Source organism: Leptolyngbya sp. BC1307 (genome assembly GCF_002286735.1).
GTDB lineage: Bacteria > Cyanobacteriota > Cyanobacteriia > Phormidesmidales > Phormidesmidaceae > Phormidesmis.
Map to the genome: position 1 here is coordinate 1 of NZ_NRTA01000027.1, position 16,998 is coordinate 16,998.

The 16,998-nt window shown below is 51.1% G+C and carries 16 protein-coding genes and 1 pseudogene; 6 read left to right on the top strand and 11 right to left on the bottom strand.

Annotated elements, in window-relative coordinates; translation table 11 throughout:
* Window positions 1–206: 206 nt before the first annotated feature.
* The 4 genes from CKL79_RS14415 to CKL79_RS14430 form a co-directional block, all read right to left on the bottom strand.
* Entirely contained in the window at window positions 207–770 is a 564-nt protein-coding gene (locus CKL79_RS14415; RefSeq protein ID WP_121970285.1) for a Uma2 family endonuclease, read from the bottom strand.
* A 116-nt stretch (window positions 771–886) separates the two neighbouring features.
* Window positions 887–1,192, bottom strand: coding sequence for a DUF4926 domain-containing protein (locus CKL79_RS14420; RefSeq protein ID WP_121970286.1), 306 nt, complete (start codon window positions 1,190–1,192; stop codon window positions 887–889).
* Between the two features lie 21 nt (window positions 1,193–1,213).
* Entirely contained in the window at window positions 1,214–1,555 is a 342-nt protein-coding gene (locus tag CKL79_RS14425; protein WP_205879100.1) for a DUF6883 domain-containing protein, read from the bottom strand.
* Between the two features lie 154 nt (window positions 1,556–1,709).
* Entirely contained in the window at window positions 1,710–4,856 is a 3,147-nt protein-coding gene (locus CKL79_RS14430; protein ID WP_121970288.1) for a pentapeptide repeat-containing protein, read from the bottom strand.
* Window positions 4,857–5,099: 243 nt separating this feature from the next.
* On the opposite strand from CKL79_RS14430, the gene CKL79_RS14435 reads away from it, so the two are divergent.
* Both CKL79_RS14435 and CKL79_RS14440 read left to right on the top strand, forming a co-directional pair.
* Window positions 5,100–5,429: a DUF433 domain-containing protein gene (locus CKL79_RS14435; RefSeq protein WP_121970289.1), complete on the top strand. Its 330-nt coding sequence runs from the start codon at window positions 5,100–5,102 to the stop codon at window positions 5,427–5,429.
* Window positions 5,430–5,436: 7 nt separating this feature from the next.
* Window positions 5,437–5,781 carry a DUF5615 family PIN-like protein gene (locus CKL79_RS14440; protein ID WP_205879101.1) on the top strand — a complete coding sequence of 115 codons (345 nt, stop codon included), beginning with the start codon at window positions 5,437–5,439 and terminating at the stop codon, window positions 5,779–5,781.
* 12 nt (window positions 5,782–5,793) lie between these two features.
* On the opposite strand, the gene CKL79_RS14445 is transcribed toward CKL79_RS14440, so the two are convergent.
* Genes CKL79_RS14445 through CKL79_RS14455 form a run of 3 tightly spaced genes read right to left on the bottom strand, consistent with a single transcriptional unit; the run spans window position 5,794 to window position 8,467 of the window.
* Window positions 5,794–6,651, bottom strand: a complete 858-nt coding sequence (locus CKL79_RS14445; RefSeq protein WP_121970291.1) for a carbohydrate ABC transporter permease — start codon at window positions 6,649–6,651, stop codon at window positions 5,794–5,796.
* Complete coding sequence (locus CKL79_RS14450) at window positions 6,651–7,544, bottom strand: Tab2/Atab2 family RNA-binding protein (protein ID WP_121970292.1); 894 nt, start codon at window positions 7,542–7,544, stop codon at window positions 6,651–6,653. The genes CKL79_RS14445 and CKL79_RS14450 overlap by 1 nt, the downstream gene beginning before the upstream one ends.
* Before the next feature lie 41 nt (window positions 7,545–7,585).
* Complete coding sequence (locus CKL79_RS14455) at window positions 7,586–8,467, bottom strand: S1 RNA-binding domain-containing protein (protein ID WP_121970325.1); 882 nt, start codon at window positions 8,465–8,467, stop codon at window positions 7,586–7,588.
* Between the two features lie 437 nt (window positions 8,468–8,904).
* Between CKL79_RS14455 and CKL79_RS14460 the strand changes: the two genes are divergently transcribed.
* From CKL79_RS14460 to CKL79_RS14470, 3 genes and pseudogenes are all read left to right on the top strand, one after another.
* Window positions 8,905–9,888, top strand: a complete 984-nt coding sequence (locus CKL79_RS14460; protein WP_121970326.1) for a GntR family transcriptional regulator — start codon at window positions 8,905–8,907, stop codon at window positions 9,886–9,888.
* 21 nt (window positions 9,889–9,909) lie between these two features.
* Window positions 9,910–10,160: pseudogene (locus tag CKL79_RS14465) on the top strand (Uma2 family endonuclease); the annotation flags it as partial.
* 62 nt (window positions 10,161–10,222) lie between these two features.
* Entirely contained in the window at window positions 10,223–10,714 is a 492-nt protein-coding gene (locus tag CKL79_RS14470; RefSeq protein ID WP_121970293.1) for a type II toxin-antitoxin system HicB family antitoxin, read from the top strand.
* A gap of 12 nt (window positions 10,715–10,726) precedes the next feature.
* On the opposite strand, the gene CKL79_RS14475 is transcribed toward CKL79_RS14470, so the two are convergent.
* From CKL79_RS14475 to tig, 4 genes are all read right to left on the bottom strand, one after another.
* A complete protein-coding gene (locus CKL79_RS14475; RefSeq protein ID WP_121970294.1) occupies window positions 10,727–11,614 on the bottom strand; it encodes an alpha/beta hydrolase in 888 nt (295 codons plus the stop codon).
* A gap of 29 nt (window positions 11,615–11,643) precedes the next feature.
* Window positions 11,644–12,978 (bottom strand): ATP-dependent protease ATP-binding subunit ClpX, encoded by a 1,335-nt coding sequence (gene clpX, locus CKL79_RS14480; RefSeq protein ID WP_121970295.1) that lies wholly within the window; start codon window positions 12,976–12,978, stop codon window positions 11,644–11,646.
* A gap of 5 nt (window positions 12,979–12,983) precedes the next feature.
* Entirely contained in the window at window positions 12,984–13,679 is a 696-nt protein-coding gene (gene clpP, locus CKL79_RS14485; protein ID WP_205879102.1) for an ATP-dependent Clp endopeptidase proteolytic subunit ClpP, read from the bottom strand.
* A 229-nt stretch (window positions 13,680–13,908) separates the two neighbouring features.
* Window positions 13,909–15,357, bottom strand: coding sequence for a trigger factor (tig, locus tag CKL79_RS14490; RefSeq protein WP_121970296.1), 1,449 nt, complete (start codon window positions 15,355–15,357; stop codon window positions 13,909–13,911).
* A 575-nt stretch (window positions 15,358–15,932) separates the two neighbouring features.
* Here tig and CKL79_RS14495 point away from each other — a divergent pair.
* The gene (locus CKL79_RS14495; protein ID WP_170944069.1) at window positions 15,933–16,973 is read left to right on the top strand and encodes an aspartate-semialdehyde dehydrogenase; all 1,041 of its coding nucleotides are present in this window, start codon (window positions 15,933–15,935) and stop codon (window positions 16,971–16,973) included.
* Window positions 16,974–16,998 lie beyond the last annotated feature (25 nt).

Sequence of the window (16,998 nt, forward strand, 5' to 3'; positions counted from 1 at the left end):
GGTTTCCTTCATCTGCTCATCTAGCATCCCCTAGCCTCTCTCAACTGACTTAACTCCGCCTTATAATGACCGGTAATGTATTTTATTGCCAGCCCCTTAGCTGAAGGTTTGGCAGAGAAGTATGGTGATCGTTGACACAGGGTTTTGGTTAGCGCTGTTGAGTCAGAAGGATACCTACCACAATTACAGATCGAGCGATCGCGCTGCTAAAGCAGTAATAGCGCGAAAAGATCCTCTACGGTGATTGCTAGATTTTTCGTAAAACCGGGCACAGGAAGCACTGCGTCAGGTTCATCGAAAACGGATGTTTCTTGCTGAGGCTGATAGATTAGCACTGCTTTATCTGCTGGCGCTATTAGCCATCCCATCTGCGAGCCATGTTTCAGGCAACGCAGTATCTTTTTAGTCACTTTGGCAATGCTTTGCCCTGGCGATAGGATTTCGATTGCCCAATCAGGCGCAAGCGGGAAAATATTGGCAATTTCTCCACTCGCGTCACGTTGAATGCGGCTCCATTCAAACACTGCAATATCTGGCACGACTGAGCTGCTTCCAAATGTGCAGCTCAGTTCTGGAAAGGCACGGGCGATTTTTGAAGTTCTTACTGATGAATTGATCAGTGCCATTAAGTCTGACTGAAGCGCACTATGTTTTCCTTTCGGCATTGGCTTTTGACTTATTTGGCCATCAATGTACTCGCTGGCGGGCTTAGTTTCAGGTAACGCCAAGAATGCTTCCAGTGTGAGCGGTTTGGTGAGTGCTTGAACCATTTTGGGATTGCCTTAGGTCAATAGCCATCTTATATGCTAGCGCCTCAACGTATCCTCAACAGAATACATCCCTATCATGAGGCCAAGCCTCTGGACGTATCTAGATAGCCGAAGGTTTAGCCTGCTTTCCTGGATTGTTTTTGCTGTAAAAATTCTGCAAAATCTCGCACTTCTGACAGCAAGTCTTCAGGTAGATAGTTCAGTAGTTCGACGACCTGTGTTTGCAGGGTTATCCGATCTAGTCGGATGTCAGACTGCTCTAAGGTCAGCACGTTAGAATTTTCACCCGCATCGTCTACAAACTCTACTTCAAAACCTTTTGTGTCGTGATAGCAATGCACAACTGCGCCTTGACGCCCTTTAGTGAGTCCGTGCTCTTGGATGTCGCGAGTGAGGGTGATGATGTCGAGTTCCTTAATCATGAATCGGCCAATCCTGAGTCTTTAGCTGATTTTGTAGGGACGAGCTGTGATAAACCGGGGCGAGTTTTCTCCAGTATCAACGATCCATACGCTCAAGATGGTGACTGATATACCTGAAGGCGTGTCAATAGAGCCGATGATAACGTACTTTAAGCCGTGAACGGTTTCGATAGTTTCATAGATGGCTTGAGTTCTAGCGAGGTTGAGCAGTGCCTGCTCCAGGTCTATTAGATTAGTTTCGTTAAAGCCCAATCCTCGAAAAAACTTAGCCTTCGCTTTGCCAACCGCATGAGTTTTTGAGAGCAGATACTCTGTCAATTTACGGGGTTGAACGTAGGCTTGAGCGCTATTGGGAAGCTGCAACCGATGCGTTCTCCAGCGGAGTTGTATGGTGCGCATTTTAGCGCGTAGCCTTCAGCAATTAGGTGATAGAGAGTTTAGTGAGCCATAGGGCAGTCGTGAACCGTTGCTGGCCAGTCAATATTAAGCACAGCTTTAGCTTTAGTGTGAATAATGGTCAGGTCAGACCCAGCTGCTGCTTCAGCGCCTCAGGTATGTTTTTGGCCGTCTCCAATCCTTTTACGCCTTCCCAATTTGTTTCTTCGTCGAAGATAATGTTGTCGAAGTTGGCGTCATCAAACTTACTGCCACTTAAATTGGCACCTCTGAGATTGGCTTTCCCAAAGTCAGCTCCTACGCAATCAGAGTTGCTAATGTCGGCCAGCGTAAGATCAGAGCCAGAAAGTATGGCCTTATCAAGATTGGCAGAGGTAAACTCAGCTCCAATAAAGCTAGACCTGATAAAGTTAGACCCTTTACAGTTCGCTTCGGTGAAAATAGCGTAGTCAAAGCAGACATAGGCAAAGTCATCAACTTCGCCATCAGGTGGTGAGAGGTTAACCCAGCTAAGATTAGCGTGGCTAAGGTCGGCACCAGTGAAATCCGCACAAAAGATCTTAGTACGCGATAGATTCGCTCTCTGTAGAAAAGCACTACTCATGTAGCTCTCGCTCAAGTTGGCCTGCTTTAAAGTAGCGTCAGCTAAGTTAGCACCTGCGAAACTGGAATGCTGAAGCTGGGTACGGTAGAAATTAGTCTTATTTAAGTATGTATTAGAAAAATCTATGCCTGATAGGTCGGCATCGCTCAGGTTTGCCCCGGCTAAAAGAAATTTTGTGGTGAACGGGTTCACACCAGCTCCTTGGCTGTACTTAATGATGCGTGACAGTTTGCGTGGATCAGAATCACGTTCATTTGGCTTAGAACACGGATGGAACGTGAGCTGAGCCTGCACACTGTTTCTTGTCTTCTGCTTGCTATCACGATGTAGGCCAACTAATAAAGCAAGCACATTAAGCCCTGCGTAGATGTCTACCTGTCTCAGCCCTTTCACAATGTCTGCATTTTTCAACTGCATCATTTTTCTTTGAGGCAAGTTTTCACTGGGTGTTTCGTCTATATAGCCGCCATCACACCACTTACCGTAAAAACGATGTAGGCGCTGAAACAAATTCTCAGTGTCGAAGCTTTCTATAGAGAACGATATCCATCGGATATATATAAACGACTCGGACGACAATAACCCGTAGCCCAGAAGATCGTAGATTTGCCAACCAACTTCTGTCGCACTTAGGCGTGGGCGACCCCGTTCATCCAGATCCACCCAGCCATCAAAAGCTACCTTTAGCCGCTCAGCAAACAGAAACTCACCAAAGCTCTTATGAGCAAATTCTACTGAGCCAGAGCGATCGCCCTCTCCCGGCTTGAGATAAAAAGCAGTGAGCAAGTTATTAAGCGCTTTATCTTCCGTTTTTTCAGTCTCTGCCCGCGCCTGCTTCAGCAGCTCAGCCACCGGATTGGCACCATCTGTAAAGCGACTTTTGAGCATTGCTAACTTTGCCGTCTCATTCCCCGACTGCACCACGCACAGCGCCGCCGCCTGAAGCACCTGCCGCAAATCTTCAGCAACCAGCCCAGGAATTTGCTCGCTCACCTCCTGCCGCTGTCGCTCTAGCACCCACTTCACCGATTCGTCGTACACGCGCACCTTGGCCTGCATCCCTTCAGCACCAGCAAACATGTCAGCATTCAAGTGCCGCTCACGGTGCAGCCGCCCCAGCAAATACAGCAGCAAGGGCTCACGGGCCAACTGTTCACTAATATCCTTTGGGCAAGCCGTCAAAAATGCTTTGAAGTCCTGCGCTTCCACTTCACCAAATAGCTTGGCCCAGTTACCCAACCACTCATCTCGTTGTGCATTCGCCATCGGCTTTAGCCGCACCCGCACCAGGTTCTTTGTTTGGCTCAGCATCCGGTCAACGCCCTGCAAAGCCAAAGGCCGTCCCGTCACCAAGCACTGATGATGACTGTTCTTTTGAAAATCGCCAAGCTGCTGCACCAGTTCCTTCAGCCCGCCGCCCTCACGCCCCTGCAATAGCAGCTCATCAAACCCATCAAAGATCAGCAAAAACCGAGTATTCTTATCCGTCAGCCAACCGCTGTCGCTCTGCACAAAGTCCAGCGCTTGCAAGTGCGTTTCCAGCGTTTGTGTCAGGTTACTTTCCAGGCATCCCACTTCTCGCAAGCGAATCAAAATTGGGATAAAGGCCGGATACAGCTCTAGCCGCACCATCGCTGCAAACATCCGACAAAATACCGACTTCCCTCGCCCTGCTTCCCCTTCTATAAAGCCAACCTTCCGAGGCTCCGACTGCTCTAATAGCTTTTCAGCCCAAGCATGAATATCTATAGGACTTTCGTAGGTTTTCTTACCGCTGATATCCAACGGCTGTACCATCAGCGGCACATACAGCTTACCGAAGGTAACGTTTACCTCATCAAATACCGTCTGCGTTGGCAGCGGCTCAATCTTCTCCGCCAGGTAGTCTTCGATACTGTCAAACTTTTCTTGAACGGGCAGCCCATTTGACCGCAAAAACTCAGCCAGCGGCTCTACCTCATCCTTCAGCTCCGCCACCACACCATGAAAATACTTGGGCGTTCCCCAAGCCACCTGATCCACCAACATATTCACCTGCCAGTCCTTCAATCCAGCAGCTTTCAGCAGCTCACCCAACGCCTCATCAAACACCTCAACCAGTTCAGATCGCCTGAGCTGAGTCAGCATCTTCTTCGCCCGCGTCTTCGTCAGCGTAATCTGATCGCTCTTTTCATCACTCTTTTTTAGCTGCCGCTCAAACACCGCTGACAGCCGCACCGCTTTCAGCGTTTCCTTCGTGCCTTCATCCGCCCGCGCCAGTACCCCGCCCAAACTTTCCAAATACGCCATCTGCGCCGCCAACGCCACCGAACTCTCAAACGTCGGCTTTGTCTTCGTCACGTCCCAATACAGTCGCAGCAGGCCAATGCCTACCGAAACGAACGGCAAACCTGATACTGCTAGCTGAGTAACCGGCGACTCAAACAGCTTAAAAAATGAATCTAGCCGATCCAGATTCTCTAGCTTTGCGATCTTAGGCGCGGCCTCCTGCCAGGTCTCGCTCAGGTCTGATGTGGCCGCGATCGCCTCAATCCCCTGCTCAGCAACTGCGCCCCAAGGCAGCTTGGCCCCTTCCTTTAACCAATCGCCAAACTTACGCAGACTCTGCATCGCGCCGCCATTCTTCCATTCTTTTAGCCAAGATAGCGTAGAACGGTTAGGCATTAGGGCAATGAGCGATCGCCCTCTCTCATCAAGCAATCATCAGCGTAAATGCTCGATCTGCTTCAACGATCCGAGCGATCGCCCCTGTGGATCGAGCAATCGTTGGGGTAAATACTGCGATCGCCCAAGCATATCAAGCTCAGCCGGCTCTCCATAATCATTGGCATATCACTGATCTAAGATAAAAACATCACCAATCTTCGTTTTTCCGAGCAGTTACTCACATCGCCACCTAAAAATCTTATGCAATTAGAAGACTACTTCAACTTTCTAGAACCCTACGACATTCGTTTGCAGGGAACTCGTGTTGGGATCGAAAACATTCTATATGACTACATATTTCGCGCTCGAACACCAGAAGAAATTGAGAAATCCTTTTCAACGATTACCTTAGACCAAGTGTACGCAACCATCCTTTACTACTTGCAGAATAAAGAAGCCGTTGACCAGTACATGACTGACTGGATTGAATATGGCGAAAGGATGCGAAGAGAGCAGGAGGCAAACCCATCTCCCGGCATTCTGAGGCTGCGTGAGCTAAGGAAGAAGCAAATAGCCGAAAAGAATGCTTAAGTATCTGATGGACGAACACGTCGATCCGCTCTATGTGCGTCAGATCAAACGATTGAATTATGAAATAGCCATTAGGGCAGTTGGAAGACTGGATGCGCCTATAAAAGGCGCTTTAGATCCAGAAATTCTAAAGTGGTGCGAACATAAAAACTTTCTACTGGTCACCAACAATAGAAAATCTATGCCACTTCATCTCCGCGATCACCTCGCTGAAGGTCGTCATATCCCCGGAATTATCACGCTCAGCAAAACAATGGGCATCGGCGACATGATCCAAGAACTCGTCTTTCTGGCAGAAGCGTCAGAAAACGATGAGTTTCGAGATCAAATTAAGCCCATGCCAATTCTGTAATCAGCATGGGCACTAGCCTTTCACGCCGCTGCCAGTTTCCGAAGGCACAATGTATTGCTGGGCCGCTACGAAAAACAAAATGACTGGCACAATTGAGATTACCGAGCCCGCCGCAATCAGCCGCCAGTCTAAAGAAAAGCTACCGGCTAAGCGAGCAACACCCAGCGGCAACGTGTAGTATTCCGGTCGATCCAAAATCAGCAGCGGCCAGAGGAAATCGCTCCACGAGCCGATGAAGACAAAAATCGCTAGAGTCACCAGCGCCGGACGCACAGACGGAATCATGATGTGCCACCAAATGCCTAGCTCGGTGCAGCCATCCATCCGAGCCGCTTCTTCGAGTTCCTTGGGTACGGTTTGAAACGCCTGGCGCATGAGGAAAATGCCAAAGGCCGAAGCAATAGAAGGAAAGATTGCGCCGATGTAGGAATTGGTGAGCCCAAGCTGCACGGTAAGGATGTACAGCGGAATCATCACGATTTGGAAGGGAATTAAGATTGTAGAGACAATCAGTGAAAAAAGAATTTCTCGCCCCTTAAAATTCAGCCGAGCTAAGGGATAGGCAGCTAGCGAGCACAGAACTAGATTGAGGATGACGGTGACAACGGCAATCAGGGTGCTGTTGAAGAAGTAACGGCCAAAGGGGTTAGTCTGCCAGACCTTGACGAAGTTACCAAAGGTAGGGGACTCGGGCAAAAACTGGGGGGGGAATTGGAATAGGTTTTCTGTAGGGCCTTTAAAGGCGGTGCTGACGAGCCAGAGGAGAGGAAGGAGCATGATTAGCGCGATCGCTCCCAACAGCCCATACATTAACAGCGACTTCACCCACTGTCGATCCACCCACTCACCCGATCGCTTGATCGCCACCATTAGCCAAACTCCCGCGCCTGCATCAGCCAAAACCCATCAAAATTTTCAGCTTCTGGGCTCTTTTGCACCGCAATGAAATGGACATTGTTTGCCGCTTGCTTAGCCGCTTCAAACCGCTGACCTTCCGCCTGAATATCAGCCCCGACCAGATCCGCTAGCAGCCAAGTTTCACTCGTGCCCGTCTCTAGCAGCAGCCGCGCCGCATCACTATTGCCAGAGACATAGTTACTCGCCTCCTCACGCCCAGCTTTTACGCAAGACATCTCCAACCCAGACATCCAGGCAGCGAGCGCCGCTGCCCGAGAAGAGTAGACAATAAAGCCTGGAATTGGCGTATCGGCGCTCACCCCAGTCATCTCCAGCGGAAACGACTCACCAAAGCCGATGTCCCAATCTTCCATATCGGCAAAGTCTTTGGCGGGCAAAGTGACCAGCGCCCATTTTTGCCCGACCAGCGCATCGGGCAGCGGATTGACTACTTCTAGCGGTTTGGCAATTGAAGGAGAAGCCCCCGCCTGATAGCCCGGTTCAGCGGGATAGACATTTTTCTGCCGATCTTCTAGCCATTGCTGTAAAGCCAGCGTGCGGCGGCTAGGAAAGGGAAGCAGCCCCGATTCTTCGCAGGCTCGCTGGATCATGTTTTGCATCTGGTAGCGAAAAAAGCGAACGCGCGTGGGGGAGCTATCGGTTTGAGCCATCGCTTCCTCCAGAGCCGCCTTCAGTTCTTCTGAATTGACCTCACTATTAGAGACATATTTGCTATAGCGAAACAGCGCCTCTGGATCGTCATCGACAGACTGCAAGCCTTCGCAGATTAAAATCTCCCAGCGCTTCTTCTGCCGCTCGTCTAATATCGGTCTGGAGTAAAAATCCAGCTCCCAAACAGTGCCCATAGTTTTTGGTATGCGTGTATTGTCGCCTGTTGCCTAGCGCTCTAGGTAGCGTCCGCCTCAGACAGCACCTTGGCCACGTTCTTAGCCCGCTCTTCGGCCTCAGCCATCATTGTTGGCATCTCTTTTAAGATTTCACCCGGATATTTTTCTAGCACCTGGGTCGAAAGCGCAATCCGGCCCCGCGCATCGTCGATATTTAGCACAACGGCCTTAATCGGATCGCCTACCTTGAACACATCGCCTAGAGAAGACACATAGCTTTTGCTGATCTGCTTAATGTGCAGCAGCCCTGAAGCCCCACCAAAATCTACAAACGCGCCAAAGGGTTTCAATGAGGCAATCGTTCCTTCAATCAGTTCGCCCTTGGTCAGATGGCTCATGGCCGAAGCGCGCGCCGCAATTCGCTCAGAAAGTACCAGCTTATTATCTTCCGGGTTGACTTCTAAGAAAGCCACATTCAAAGTTTGGCCCATCAGCGAATCGAGATCCTCTACCCGCTTAGCCATGTGCGATCGGGGAATAAACGCTCGCAGACCGCTGACATCGCCGGTCACTCCGCCTTTGTTACTGCCCGATATAGTCACCTCGATCACATCGCCATTCTCCTGCCGCTCTTGCAGCCGCTCCCACAGGGCCTTGATTTCCATCTGGCGGATAGAAATCACCATCTGACCATTGGCATCTTGATCGCGCACGATTAGAAATTTGCGCTCTGTGCCGATGGGCACCGCTTCTTCTAAGGTGACATCTGACTCTAGAGAAGCTTCTTTTAGCGGCAAAAAGGCTGCCGACTTACCGCCAATATCGACATAAGCTCCATCCACATCGTGGGTTTCGACAGTACCTGTGACCACGCTGCCACGATCAAACTGGTAGCTTTGCTGATCTAAGGCTTTTGCAAAATCTTCGGCTGAAAAGGTCAACGGAGAAATCTCCAAAGTTCGGAATATAGGTAGCTTTTCAAATATACGGGTTATTGGCGGGTTTGAACCATTTGAGCGTTTACCTTCACAGCGGAGACACGCCTCTCTGACCGGCAGAAAACTCGACTGAGCTAATTTTGGAGAAACGAGCCTTAGGCTTTATCAATATCGTCAAGAATTATTGAGCAGACCGCTAAAAAATAAAATCGCTGCCCACGAAGGGCTAAATCCCGACTAATCTCTAGGTAGAGACAGCTTGTAGCAAAGTGCGGATGCATTCGTACTTTGCGAGTCACTTTGCCTGCTGCACTATTGGGCTCGTAATCGATAAGCTATATTCCAGCAAAGTGACCAACGCTATATATTAAAGTTCCGTCGGGCTCATGCTGAGCGCCGGGGTCAGTCTATACTATTTGCCGCACGGGGAGCGCGTTACAGTGGTTCAGTTCCATATTCAAACCGACAGCGAGATACCGGCATCGACTCAGCTATATGACCAGATTTGGTTTGCGATCGCCTCTCGTCAATATCCGCCCGGATACCGCCTGCCCAGCACCCGGCAGCTCGCCATGCAAACGGGCCTTCACCGCAACACCATCAGTAAGGTATACCGCCAGCTAGAAGATGCGGGCGTGGTCGCAGCGATGCCCGGCTCTGGCATTTACGTTCGAGCTGAAGGTACTACAGAGATTATTAAGCCCGGTTCACCGCTGCTCGATAAGTTTCCTAAAGCTCAGGAGCTAGTCGAAAACAGTCTAGACGAGCTGTTGCGTCAGGGCTGCTCTCTGCATCAGTCGCGCGAGCTATTCATGGCTGAGGTCGATTGGCGACTGCGCTGTAGTGCCCGGGTGCTGGTCACTATTAAAAAGGAAGACGGTGCAGGCGAATTAATGGTGCGTGAACTGGAGCAGGCGCTGAAGATTCCCGTGCAGCTAGTTCCGCTTGAAGAACTGGAGCAGGTGCTTTCTCAGACGCGCTCAGGCACGGTGGTGACGAGCCGGTACTACATTAATGAAGCGGAGGCGATCGCCGCCCCCAAATCCGTCCGCGTTATCCCCATCGACATTTACGACTACGCCAAAGAGCGCGAGCTGCTCAAAGAACTGCCCAAAGATACCTGCCTGGGCCTAGTCAGCCTCAGCAGCGGCATTATCCGCATTGCCGAAGTGCTCTCCTATAGCCTGCGCGGTGATGACATTCTGGTGATGACCGCCCAAACGGAAGACACGCAAAAGCTGTCTGCCGTTGTCCGCAGCGCTCAGACCATCGTGGCACTGGACACTGCCAGCTATCCGGCCATCAAAGAAGCCCTGCTTGCCGCTCGCAACGACATCATCCGTCCCCCCGAAATCATTCGCTGTGAAAACTACATCGGCGAAAAATCGATTGGTCGTCTCAAACGCGAATTAGGATTGGATTAAGCTAAAGCTTTTAGTGTCTTTATGGTTCAAGCGCCCACTCAGTCCTTAACGCTGACAGAGTTTCTGGTTCTGCCAGAGACTAAACCTGCTAGTGAATTCAGGCATGGGCGAATCACACCAAATCTATGCCTCAAGGCCAGCACAGCACGATTCAGGGCGCATTGACGACCCAGATAAACGCTGTTACACAGCCCTCGAAAGTTGCCTGGGCATTTCCCGAACTTCGCTGTACATTCGGTGGGCGCTCTATCGTGCCGGATATTGCTATTTTTTGATTGGCTAAAAGTAAACTAAAAGCCCAGAGCTATCAAGCCGCTCAATTTTAAGGAACGTTATGGATAGCGAGCAAAACGAGGGGAAACCGCTCGGCTTTTACTTAAGTTTGAACTACCCCGTGACGCTCTATCCAGAAGCCGACGGCGATTTTACGGTTGCGGTCATGGATCTACCTGGATGTGTCAGTCAGGGTAAAACCATAGAGGAAGCCTTCAAAGAAATTAAAGTCGCCCAAGATTGCTGGCTCGAAACTGCCTACGAGCACGGTGATCTCATTCCCCTACCCTCTACCAAAGCGGCCCACAGCGGTAAAGCGCTAATCAACATGCCGCCGTCGCTACACCGCAGGCTAGCCGATAGCGCCAGACGCGAAGGCGTTAGCTTAAATCAGTACATTGTGACGCTGCTAAGCGAGCAAAATGCGTTCAGGGAGATAGACGCTATTCGAGACAAGTTAGACGAAATCCAACAGCAGCTCACCCGCAGAGATTACCTGAAAGAAAAAACGGTGCAGCCCAAAATCACCAGAGATCTCAGGTTGAACGACTGAGGACTCTAACCGTCAGACCGCAGGGAATTGCTCAGAGTTAAGAAATGAGCGAATAATCTGCAAATAGCTTTCGGCATCTTCCAGCATGGGAAAGTGCGCGGTGTCAGGCATTAGGGCGTACTGCATTTGCTCACTCATATCAGCGGCAGCGCGGCCTAGCTTGGCCGGTGTAATTTTGTCATATTCGCCAGAGACCATCAGGGTCGGCACTTTTAGCGACGCGAACGCAGCTGGCATCACTTCAGTCGCATGTTTGCTCACAGCGGCCTTTAGCGTGCCGATAGAGGTTAGCGCATCGGCCATCAAAAAGTCGTTGAGAAAAGCTTTTTTCTCAGAGAGTGGGATTGATCCCTTCAGGAATCGCGACATAAACATCTGAGGAGCAAGCGGCACCTGGCCGAGCCATTTAGGGCGAACGGCGACGACGTATCCACCGAAGAAATAAAAGGCTTCGAAGGCCCACTTTTGGTAAGGGAAGCTGCCGTTACAGGTCAAGATCGCCTTTTTCACCCGCTCTGGGTAGCGGTCTAAAAAATACAGCGCTGCCGTACCGCCTAGAGAATGGGCGTTAATATACACCGGCTGCTTGAGGTTGAGCGCGTCTAGCAAACCCAGCAAGTCGTCAGCGAAGCTTTCTAGGGAGCCCAATGATGGGTCGCTAGCCATTTTTTCGGGTGGGGCGGGGTGCGATCGCCCAAACCCCCGCATGTCATAAAGCAAGCAGTCATACTCAGCTTTAATTGCTTCAGCCGTTGATTCCCAATAGCGCGCCGAGCCCGCCCAGCCATGTACAAAAACCATTACTGGCTTGGCATCGGCCTTTCCTTGATCACCCGGATCCTCCTGACTAGAGATCCATTCGTAATAATGATCAACGCCGTTGACGCTAACGTAGGGCATCGTAAATTATCCAGCGGACTTTTAAAAAATCAGGCAGATTCAGGCTTAGGTAGCGAAGAGGGGTGCAGCAGCAGATCAGCGGTCGAGCGATTTTCGACCATCTCGCGAGTGATCATACAGTGAGTGACATCCTCTCGGGAGGGCAGTTCATACATCACATCCAGCATGATTTCTTCGATGATGCTACGCAGCGCCCTTGCGCCAGTTTTGCGTTTGAAGGCTTCTTTGGCGATCGCCCGAATCGCATCCGGCTTAAACTCCAGATCGACATTATCCATCCGCATCAGCTTCTTAAACTGCTTCACCAGAGCATTCTTCGGCTCTGTGAGAATCGTCACCAGCGTCTCTTCATCCAGCGGCTCTACAATCGAAATCGCCGGAATCCTGCCGATAAATTCAGGAATCATGCCAAATTTAACAATGTCGTCCGGAGCCAAATCCTTAAGCGTCAGAGACGACTTCTTTTCGTTGCTCGCGGTCTGCCCTGGCTGTACAAAACCCATCGACTTTTTGCCGATCCGCTGCTCTACAATTTTGTCGAGCCCAACAAAGGCCCCGCCGCAGACAAACAAAATATTGCGCGTATCAATCTGAATACAGTCCTGATAGGGATGCTTGCGTCCGCCCTGAGGCGGCACATTGGCGACCGTCCCCTCTAGCATCTTTAAAAGCGCCTGCTGTACGCCCTCTCCCGAAACATCGCGAGTAATCGAAGGGTTCTCACTCTTGCGAGCAATTTTGTCAATTTCATCAATGTAGATAATGCCGCGCTGGGCCTCATCCACATCCAAGTCGGCTACTTGCAGCAGTCTTAGCAAAATATTTTCTACATCTTCCCCGACGTAGCCCGCCTCTGTCAGCGTCGTGGCGTCGGCCACCGCAAACGGCACTTCCAAAATTGCCGCCAGCGTCTGAGCCAGCAGCGTTTTACCGCAGCCGGTCGGGCCGATCAGCAAAATATTTGACTTTTGCAGCTCAATATTATCTTCATCGCCTTCGATGTCCGACTGCACAAAGCTCAGGCGCTTGTAGTGGTTATAGACCGCTACTGAGAGCACTTTCTTGGCTTCATCCTGACCAATCACGTGCTCATCTAGATACTCTTTAATCTCGCGCGGCTTAGGAATTTGGTTAAGGGCAATGGGCGAGGGTGACTTGCGCCGTCGCTCCGGCATCTGCTCGCGACGAGGAGCTGGCGCAGCCACAGATGAATTAGAGTCGAACAGCTCCTCATCTAAGATTTCATTGCACAAGTCAACGCATTCATCGCAGACGTAAACGCCTGGTCCGGCAATTAGCTTGCGCACCTGCTCCTGCGACTTACCGCAAAAGGAGCACTTTAAATGGGAGTCGTACTTAGACATAACCGTTAACCTACCGCAGTCAGCTTAGTGTCAGAGAGCATCTGTCTGGTGACGACCTGATCAATCAGACCATAGGTCTTTGCTTCTTCTGCAGACATGAAGAAATCTCGTTCAGTATCCGCTTCAATCCGAGCAATATCTTGACCGGTGTGGTTAGCGAGCATTTCGTTCAAGCGCTTCTTCAGGTAAAGAATTTCCCGCGCCTGAATTTCGATATCGGCAGACTGGCCCTGCGCGCCACCAGATGGCTGGTGAATCATAATCCGGGAGCTGGGCAAAGACATCCGCTTACCCTTGGCCCCGCCCGAAAGCAGAAATGCGCCCATACTAGCGGCTAGCCCAAAGCAGATAGTGACCACATCCGGACGAATCTGCTGCATGGTGTCATAGATAGCCATCCCTGCTGTAATCGAGCCGCCCGGGGAGTTGATATAAAGCTGTACGTCTTTTTCGGGGTCTTCAGCGTCTAGGTAGAGTAGCTGAGCCACGATAGAATCTGCCACCTCGTCCATAACGGGCGTCCCCAAAAAGACAATGCGCTCCCGCAACAGCCGCGAATAGATGTCAAAAGCCCGTTCGCCTCGCCCGGACTGCTCAAGCACCATGGGCACTACATTCGCGGGTGCTGTGTTCGTCGGGATGTTGATCGGGCGATCGCTCCCCTGAAGGTGCGCCTGCTGACCGTATCCCCAAGAGGGCATAACAGGGCTCAATGGCTCATGTTTGCGATTCGGTGTATCCATAAAACTGAAGCAGCTGCCTATATACGTGCTTAATGTACCGCATCTCAACCCAAGTAAAGTAAAAGACGCGATACCAATGTAGCGAAGTCACCCCGCTTTCGACATTTCTCCAAGCCTTTCTACTCAGTCTATAGATCTGCCGATCCCCAGAGAAGCTTGCTCGTAGCCAGTGAAGGCTGGGCAAAGCTTACGCCTCGTCTTCGACTTCAACGGCCTCAGCTTCAATTGTTTGAGCCCCGGCACCTTCAGCGTCAACCGCTGTAGCAGCCATATCATCTATCTCTGCGTCATCTACAGCTGCTTCCTCATCCGGTTTCAGCGTACCCTCAGGCACCAGCTCAATCGTCGAATTTTCCTTCAGCCAGGCCAGAATCTTTTCTTTGAGCAAGTCCTCATTGACGACCTCATTGAGCCGGTCAGGATCAACCTGACTGGGATCTTTCACTTCGGCCATCATCTCCTCAGTTCGGGCGACGACTTCCGCTTCTTCAATGGTAATTTCTTCCAGCTTGGCAATTTCTCCAAGGGCCAGCGTCCGGCGCAGCCGCTCAATCGCTTCGGGGCGGGCATTATTGCGCATATTTTCAACGAGATCTTTAGTCAAAAACTTACTCAAGTCAATGCCCTGACGGCTCAGCTGCATTGCCGTCTGAGTCACAATAAAATCGACCTCGCGCTTCACCAAAGTATCTGGGATTTCGGCCTCTACGTGCTGCACCAGTTCATCCAAGAGGGCCTTTTCGATATTGGCATCGGTCGCATCGGTCGCCTCCTGCTGATAGCGCTCTTCTAGCGACTGACGCAGCGCTTCGAGGGTCTCAAACTCGCTGACTTCTTCTGCAAAGTCATCGTCTACCTCGGGCAGCTCCTTTTCTTTGAGTTCTTTGAGCGTGATTGTAAACGTGGAGGGTTTGCCCGCTAGCTCGGCTTGAGGGTAATCTTCAGGGAAGCTGACCTCAACATCTTTGACCGCTTCTAGTTCCATCCCCACTATCCCTTCGACAAATCCAGGGATAAAGCGGCCTTCTTTGATTTCCACTTGAAAGTCTTCGGCGCTGCCGCCTTCAAATTCTTCTAGCTCGCCTGCTTCATTTTCGGCCTTACCGACAAAGTCAACGACGGCCACATCGCCGGCCTGAGCAGGTCTATCTTCTACAGGAACCAGCGTCGCCAGGTTCTCGCGATAGCCTTCGAGGGTTTCATCTACGCGGCCAGCCTCAGCCTTGATTTCTTCAGCGGTGACGGCCAGTCCTTTATATGCTTCGAGCGTGACTCGGGGCGGCACGTCTACCGAGGCAGAGATGGTCAGGGGTTCGCCGGGTGTATAGTCTCCGAGCAGCTTTTCAAAGTCCGAGCGCAGCTGATAGTTGCCGAGAGCGTCGATTTCCTCTTGCTTGATAGCCTGCTCAATGACTTTTTGCAGCATGTCTTCTAAAGCGGCGGCTTTTAGCTGAACCGTGCCGATACGCTGGATTAGAATCTGGCGAGGCACTTTGCCTTTGCGGAACCCAGGAATATTTGCCGACTTCATGTAGTCCCGCAGTACTTTTTCGTAGCTCTGCTTTGACAGCTCTGAGGGAACCTCTATCTCAAGTCCGACCTGGCTATCGGGCAATTTTTCCTGGGTAACTTTCATTGACAAATACTGGGGTTGGATATTAATTAAGACTGGTGGGCCTAGCGCGATCGCTCTAACATCAATAAGCCTTTAGTTGCAAGCTTTTGGTCTATGCGCTGCTAGACGGAACCACCTTGAGAATCATGCTGCCCATCCAAAGAACAGGCGGGTCATTCATCGCAGTTAGACATCATACACCCGATTATATGGGTTGCAGCCAAACTTCAATCATATTCGGCCGTGACTGACAGCCCTCATAGGCATTGATTGGGCATTGTTCCTACGCCTAATCAAACCTACGGATGCAGCAAACGACAATAGTACGGACGGCTCAAAACGCTGTTTCACTTAGGGTATAGTGGTTATGCAGCAGCGATCGCCTCTGCTTAGCACTGAGCCAACTCTGGTGAGCTACAGGGAGTTTAAGACGCTTAGCATTCAAAGGCAGCTAGACATATTGATATAGAGTAGGTCGCAAGACGTGATCTAGCCGTCTCCATTTTTTTGTTCACTTCAGATTTTCGATTTCACATCAGCATTTCAAAGCTTTCAGCTCAGCTCTAGAGACCATAGTTTTCCAGGAGGATATCTGCTTGCCCGACTCTTATAACGTTGCCATCATGGGTGCCACTGGCGCAGTGGGCACCGAATTAGTTCAGCTACTCGAAGCGCGTGACTTTCCGATTAAGTCTTTGAAGCTGCTGGCTTCGCCGCGCTCGGCGGGTACTCAGCTCGAATTTAAAGGAGAGGCGATCGCCGTCGAAGCCGTCAGCGCCGATGCCTTTAAGGGTGTAGATATCGTGCTGGCTTCTGCCGGAGGGTCTACTTCTAAGCAGTGGGCCCAGGCCATCGTCGAGGCGGGGGCGCTGATGATAGACAACTCCAGCGCCTTTAGAATGCAGCCATCCGTTCCGCTGGTTGTGCCTGAGGTCAACCCTGACGCCGCCGCTGCCCACCGGGGAATTATTGCTAATCCCAACTGCACGACCATTTTGATGAGCGTAGCGCTGTGGCCGCTGCATCAAATCCGGCCAATTCGCCGGGTCGTCGTTGCCACCTACCAGTCGGCAAGCGGGGCAGGCGCGCGGGCGATGGCCGAAGTCGAGCAGCAGGCCCGGGCTATCTTAGCCGGCGAAACACCGCCGACAGAAAGCTTCCCTTACCCTTTGGCTTTTAATCTGTTTCCGCACAATACGCCGATCAATGAGCAAGGCTACTGCGAGGAAGAGATGAAAATGATTAACGAAACGCGCAAGATCTTTGATGAGCCTGGCTTAAGCATATCGGCGACCTGCATTCGGGTGCCGGTTTTACGCGCCCATTCAGAGGCCATTAATCTAGAGTTTGAGCAGCCATTTCCAGCCGCTGAGGCCAGAACCGCGATTCAGCAAGCTGCAGGGGTCAAGCTAGTAGAAGACTGGCAGGCTAACTATTTTCCGATGCCTATTGATGCCACTGGCCAAGACGATGTGCTAGTCGGTCGCATCCGTCAGGATCTGTCTCATCCCAATGGCCTGGAGCTGTGGCTTAGCGGCGATCAGATCCGCAAAGGCGCAGCCCTCAACGCCGTTCAAATTGCAGAATTAGTCGTGGCCAAGCAATGGCTCAAATCACCCGCAGCGATCGCCCGATGATCAAAACCCAAATAACCAGAGGCCA

What these genes read in the sequence shown, in the direction of transcription:
- clpP (WP_205879102.1), bottom strand. Translation starts at nt 13,679, where the DNA reads ATGCCCTCTTGGGGATACGGTCAGCAGGCGCACCTTCAGGGGAGCGAT.
- CKL79_RS14475 (WP_121970294.1), bottom strand. Translation starts at nt 11,614, where the DNA reads ATGCCCTACGTTAGCGTCAACGGCGTTGATCATTATTACGAATGGATC.
- CKL79_RS14450 (WP_121970292.1), bottom strand. Translation starts at nt 7,544, where the DNA reads ATGGGCACTGTTTGGGAGCTGGATTTTTACTCCAGACCGATATTAGAC.
- CKL79_RS14440 (WP_205879101.1), top strand. Translation starts at nt 5,437, where the DNA reads ATGGACGAACACGTCGATCCGCTCTATGTGCGTCAGATCAAACGATTG.
- CKL79_RS14420 (WP_121970286.1), bottom strand. Translation starts at nt 1,192, where the DNA reads ATGATTAAGGAACTCGACATCATCACCCTCACTCGCGACATCCAAGAG.
- clpX (WP_121970295.1), bottom strand. Translation starts at nt 12,978, where the DNA reads ATGTCTAAGTACGACTCCCATTTAAAGTGCTCCTTTTGCGGTAAGTCG.
- CKL79_RS14445 (WP_121970291.1), bottom strand. Translation starts at nt 6,651, where the DNA reads ATGGTGGCGATCAAGCGATCGGGTGAGTGGGTGGATCGACAGTGGGTG.
- tig (WP_121970296.1), bottom strand. Translation starts at nt 15,357, where the DNA reads ATGAAAGTTACCCAGGAAAAATTGCCCGATAGCCAGGTCGGACTTGAG.
- CKL79_RS14415 (WP_121970285.1), bottom strand. Translation starts at nt 770, where the DNA reads ATGGTTCAAGCACTCACCAAACCGCTCACACTGGAAGCATTCTTGGCG.
- CKL79_RS14435 (WP_121970289.1), top strand. Translation starts at nt 5,100, where the DNA reads ATGCAATTAGAAGACTACTTCAACTTTCTAGAACCCTACGACATTCGT.
- CKL79_RS14430 (WP_121970288.1), bottom strand. Translation starts at nt 4,856, where the DNA reads ATGCCTAACCGTTCTACGCTATCTTGGCTAAAAGAATGGAAGAATGGC.
- CKL79_RS14470 (WP_121970293.1), top strand. Translation starts at nt 10,223, where the DNA reads ATGGATAGCGAGCAAAACGAGGGGAAACCGCTCGGCTTTTACTTAAGT.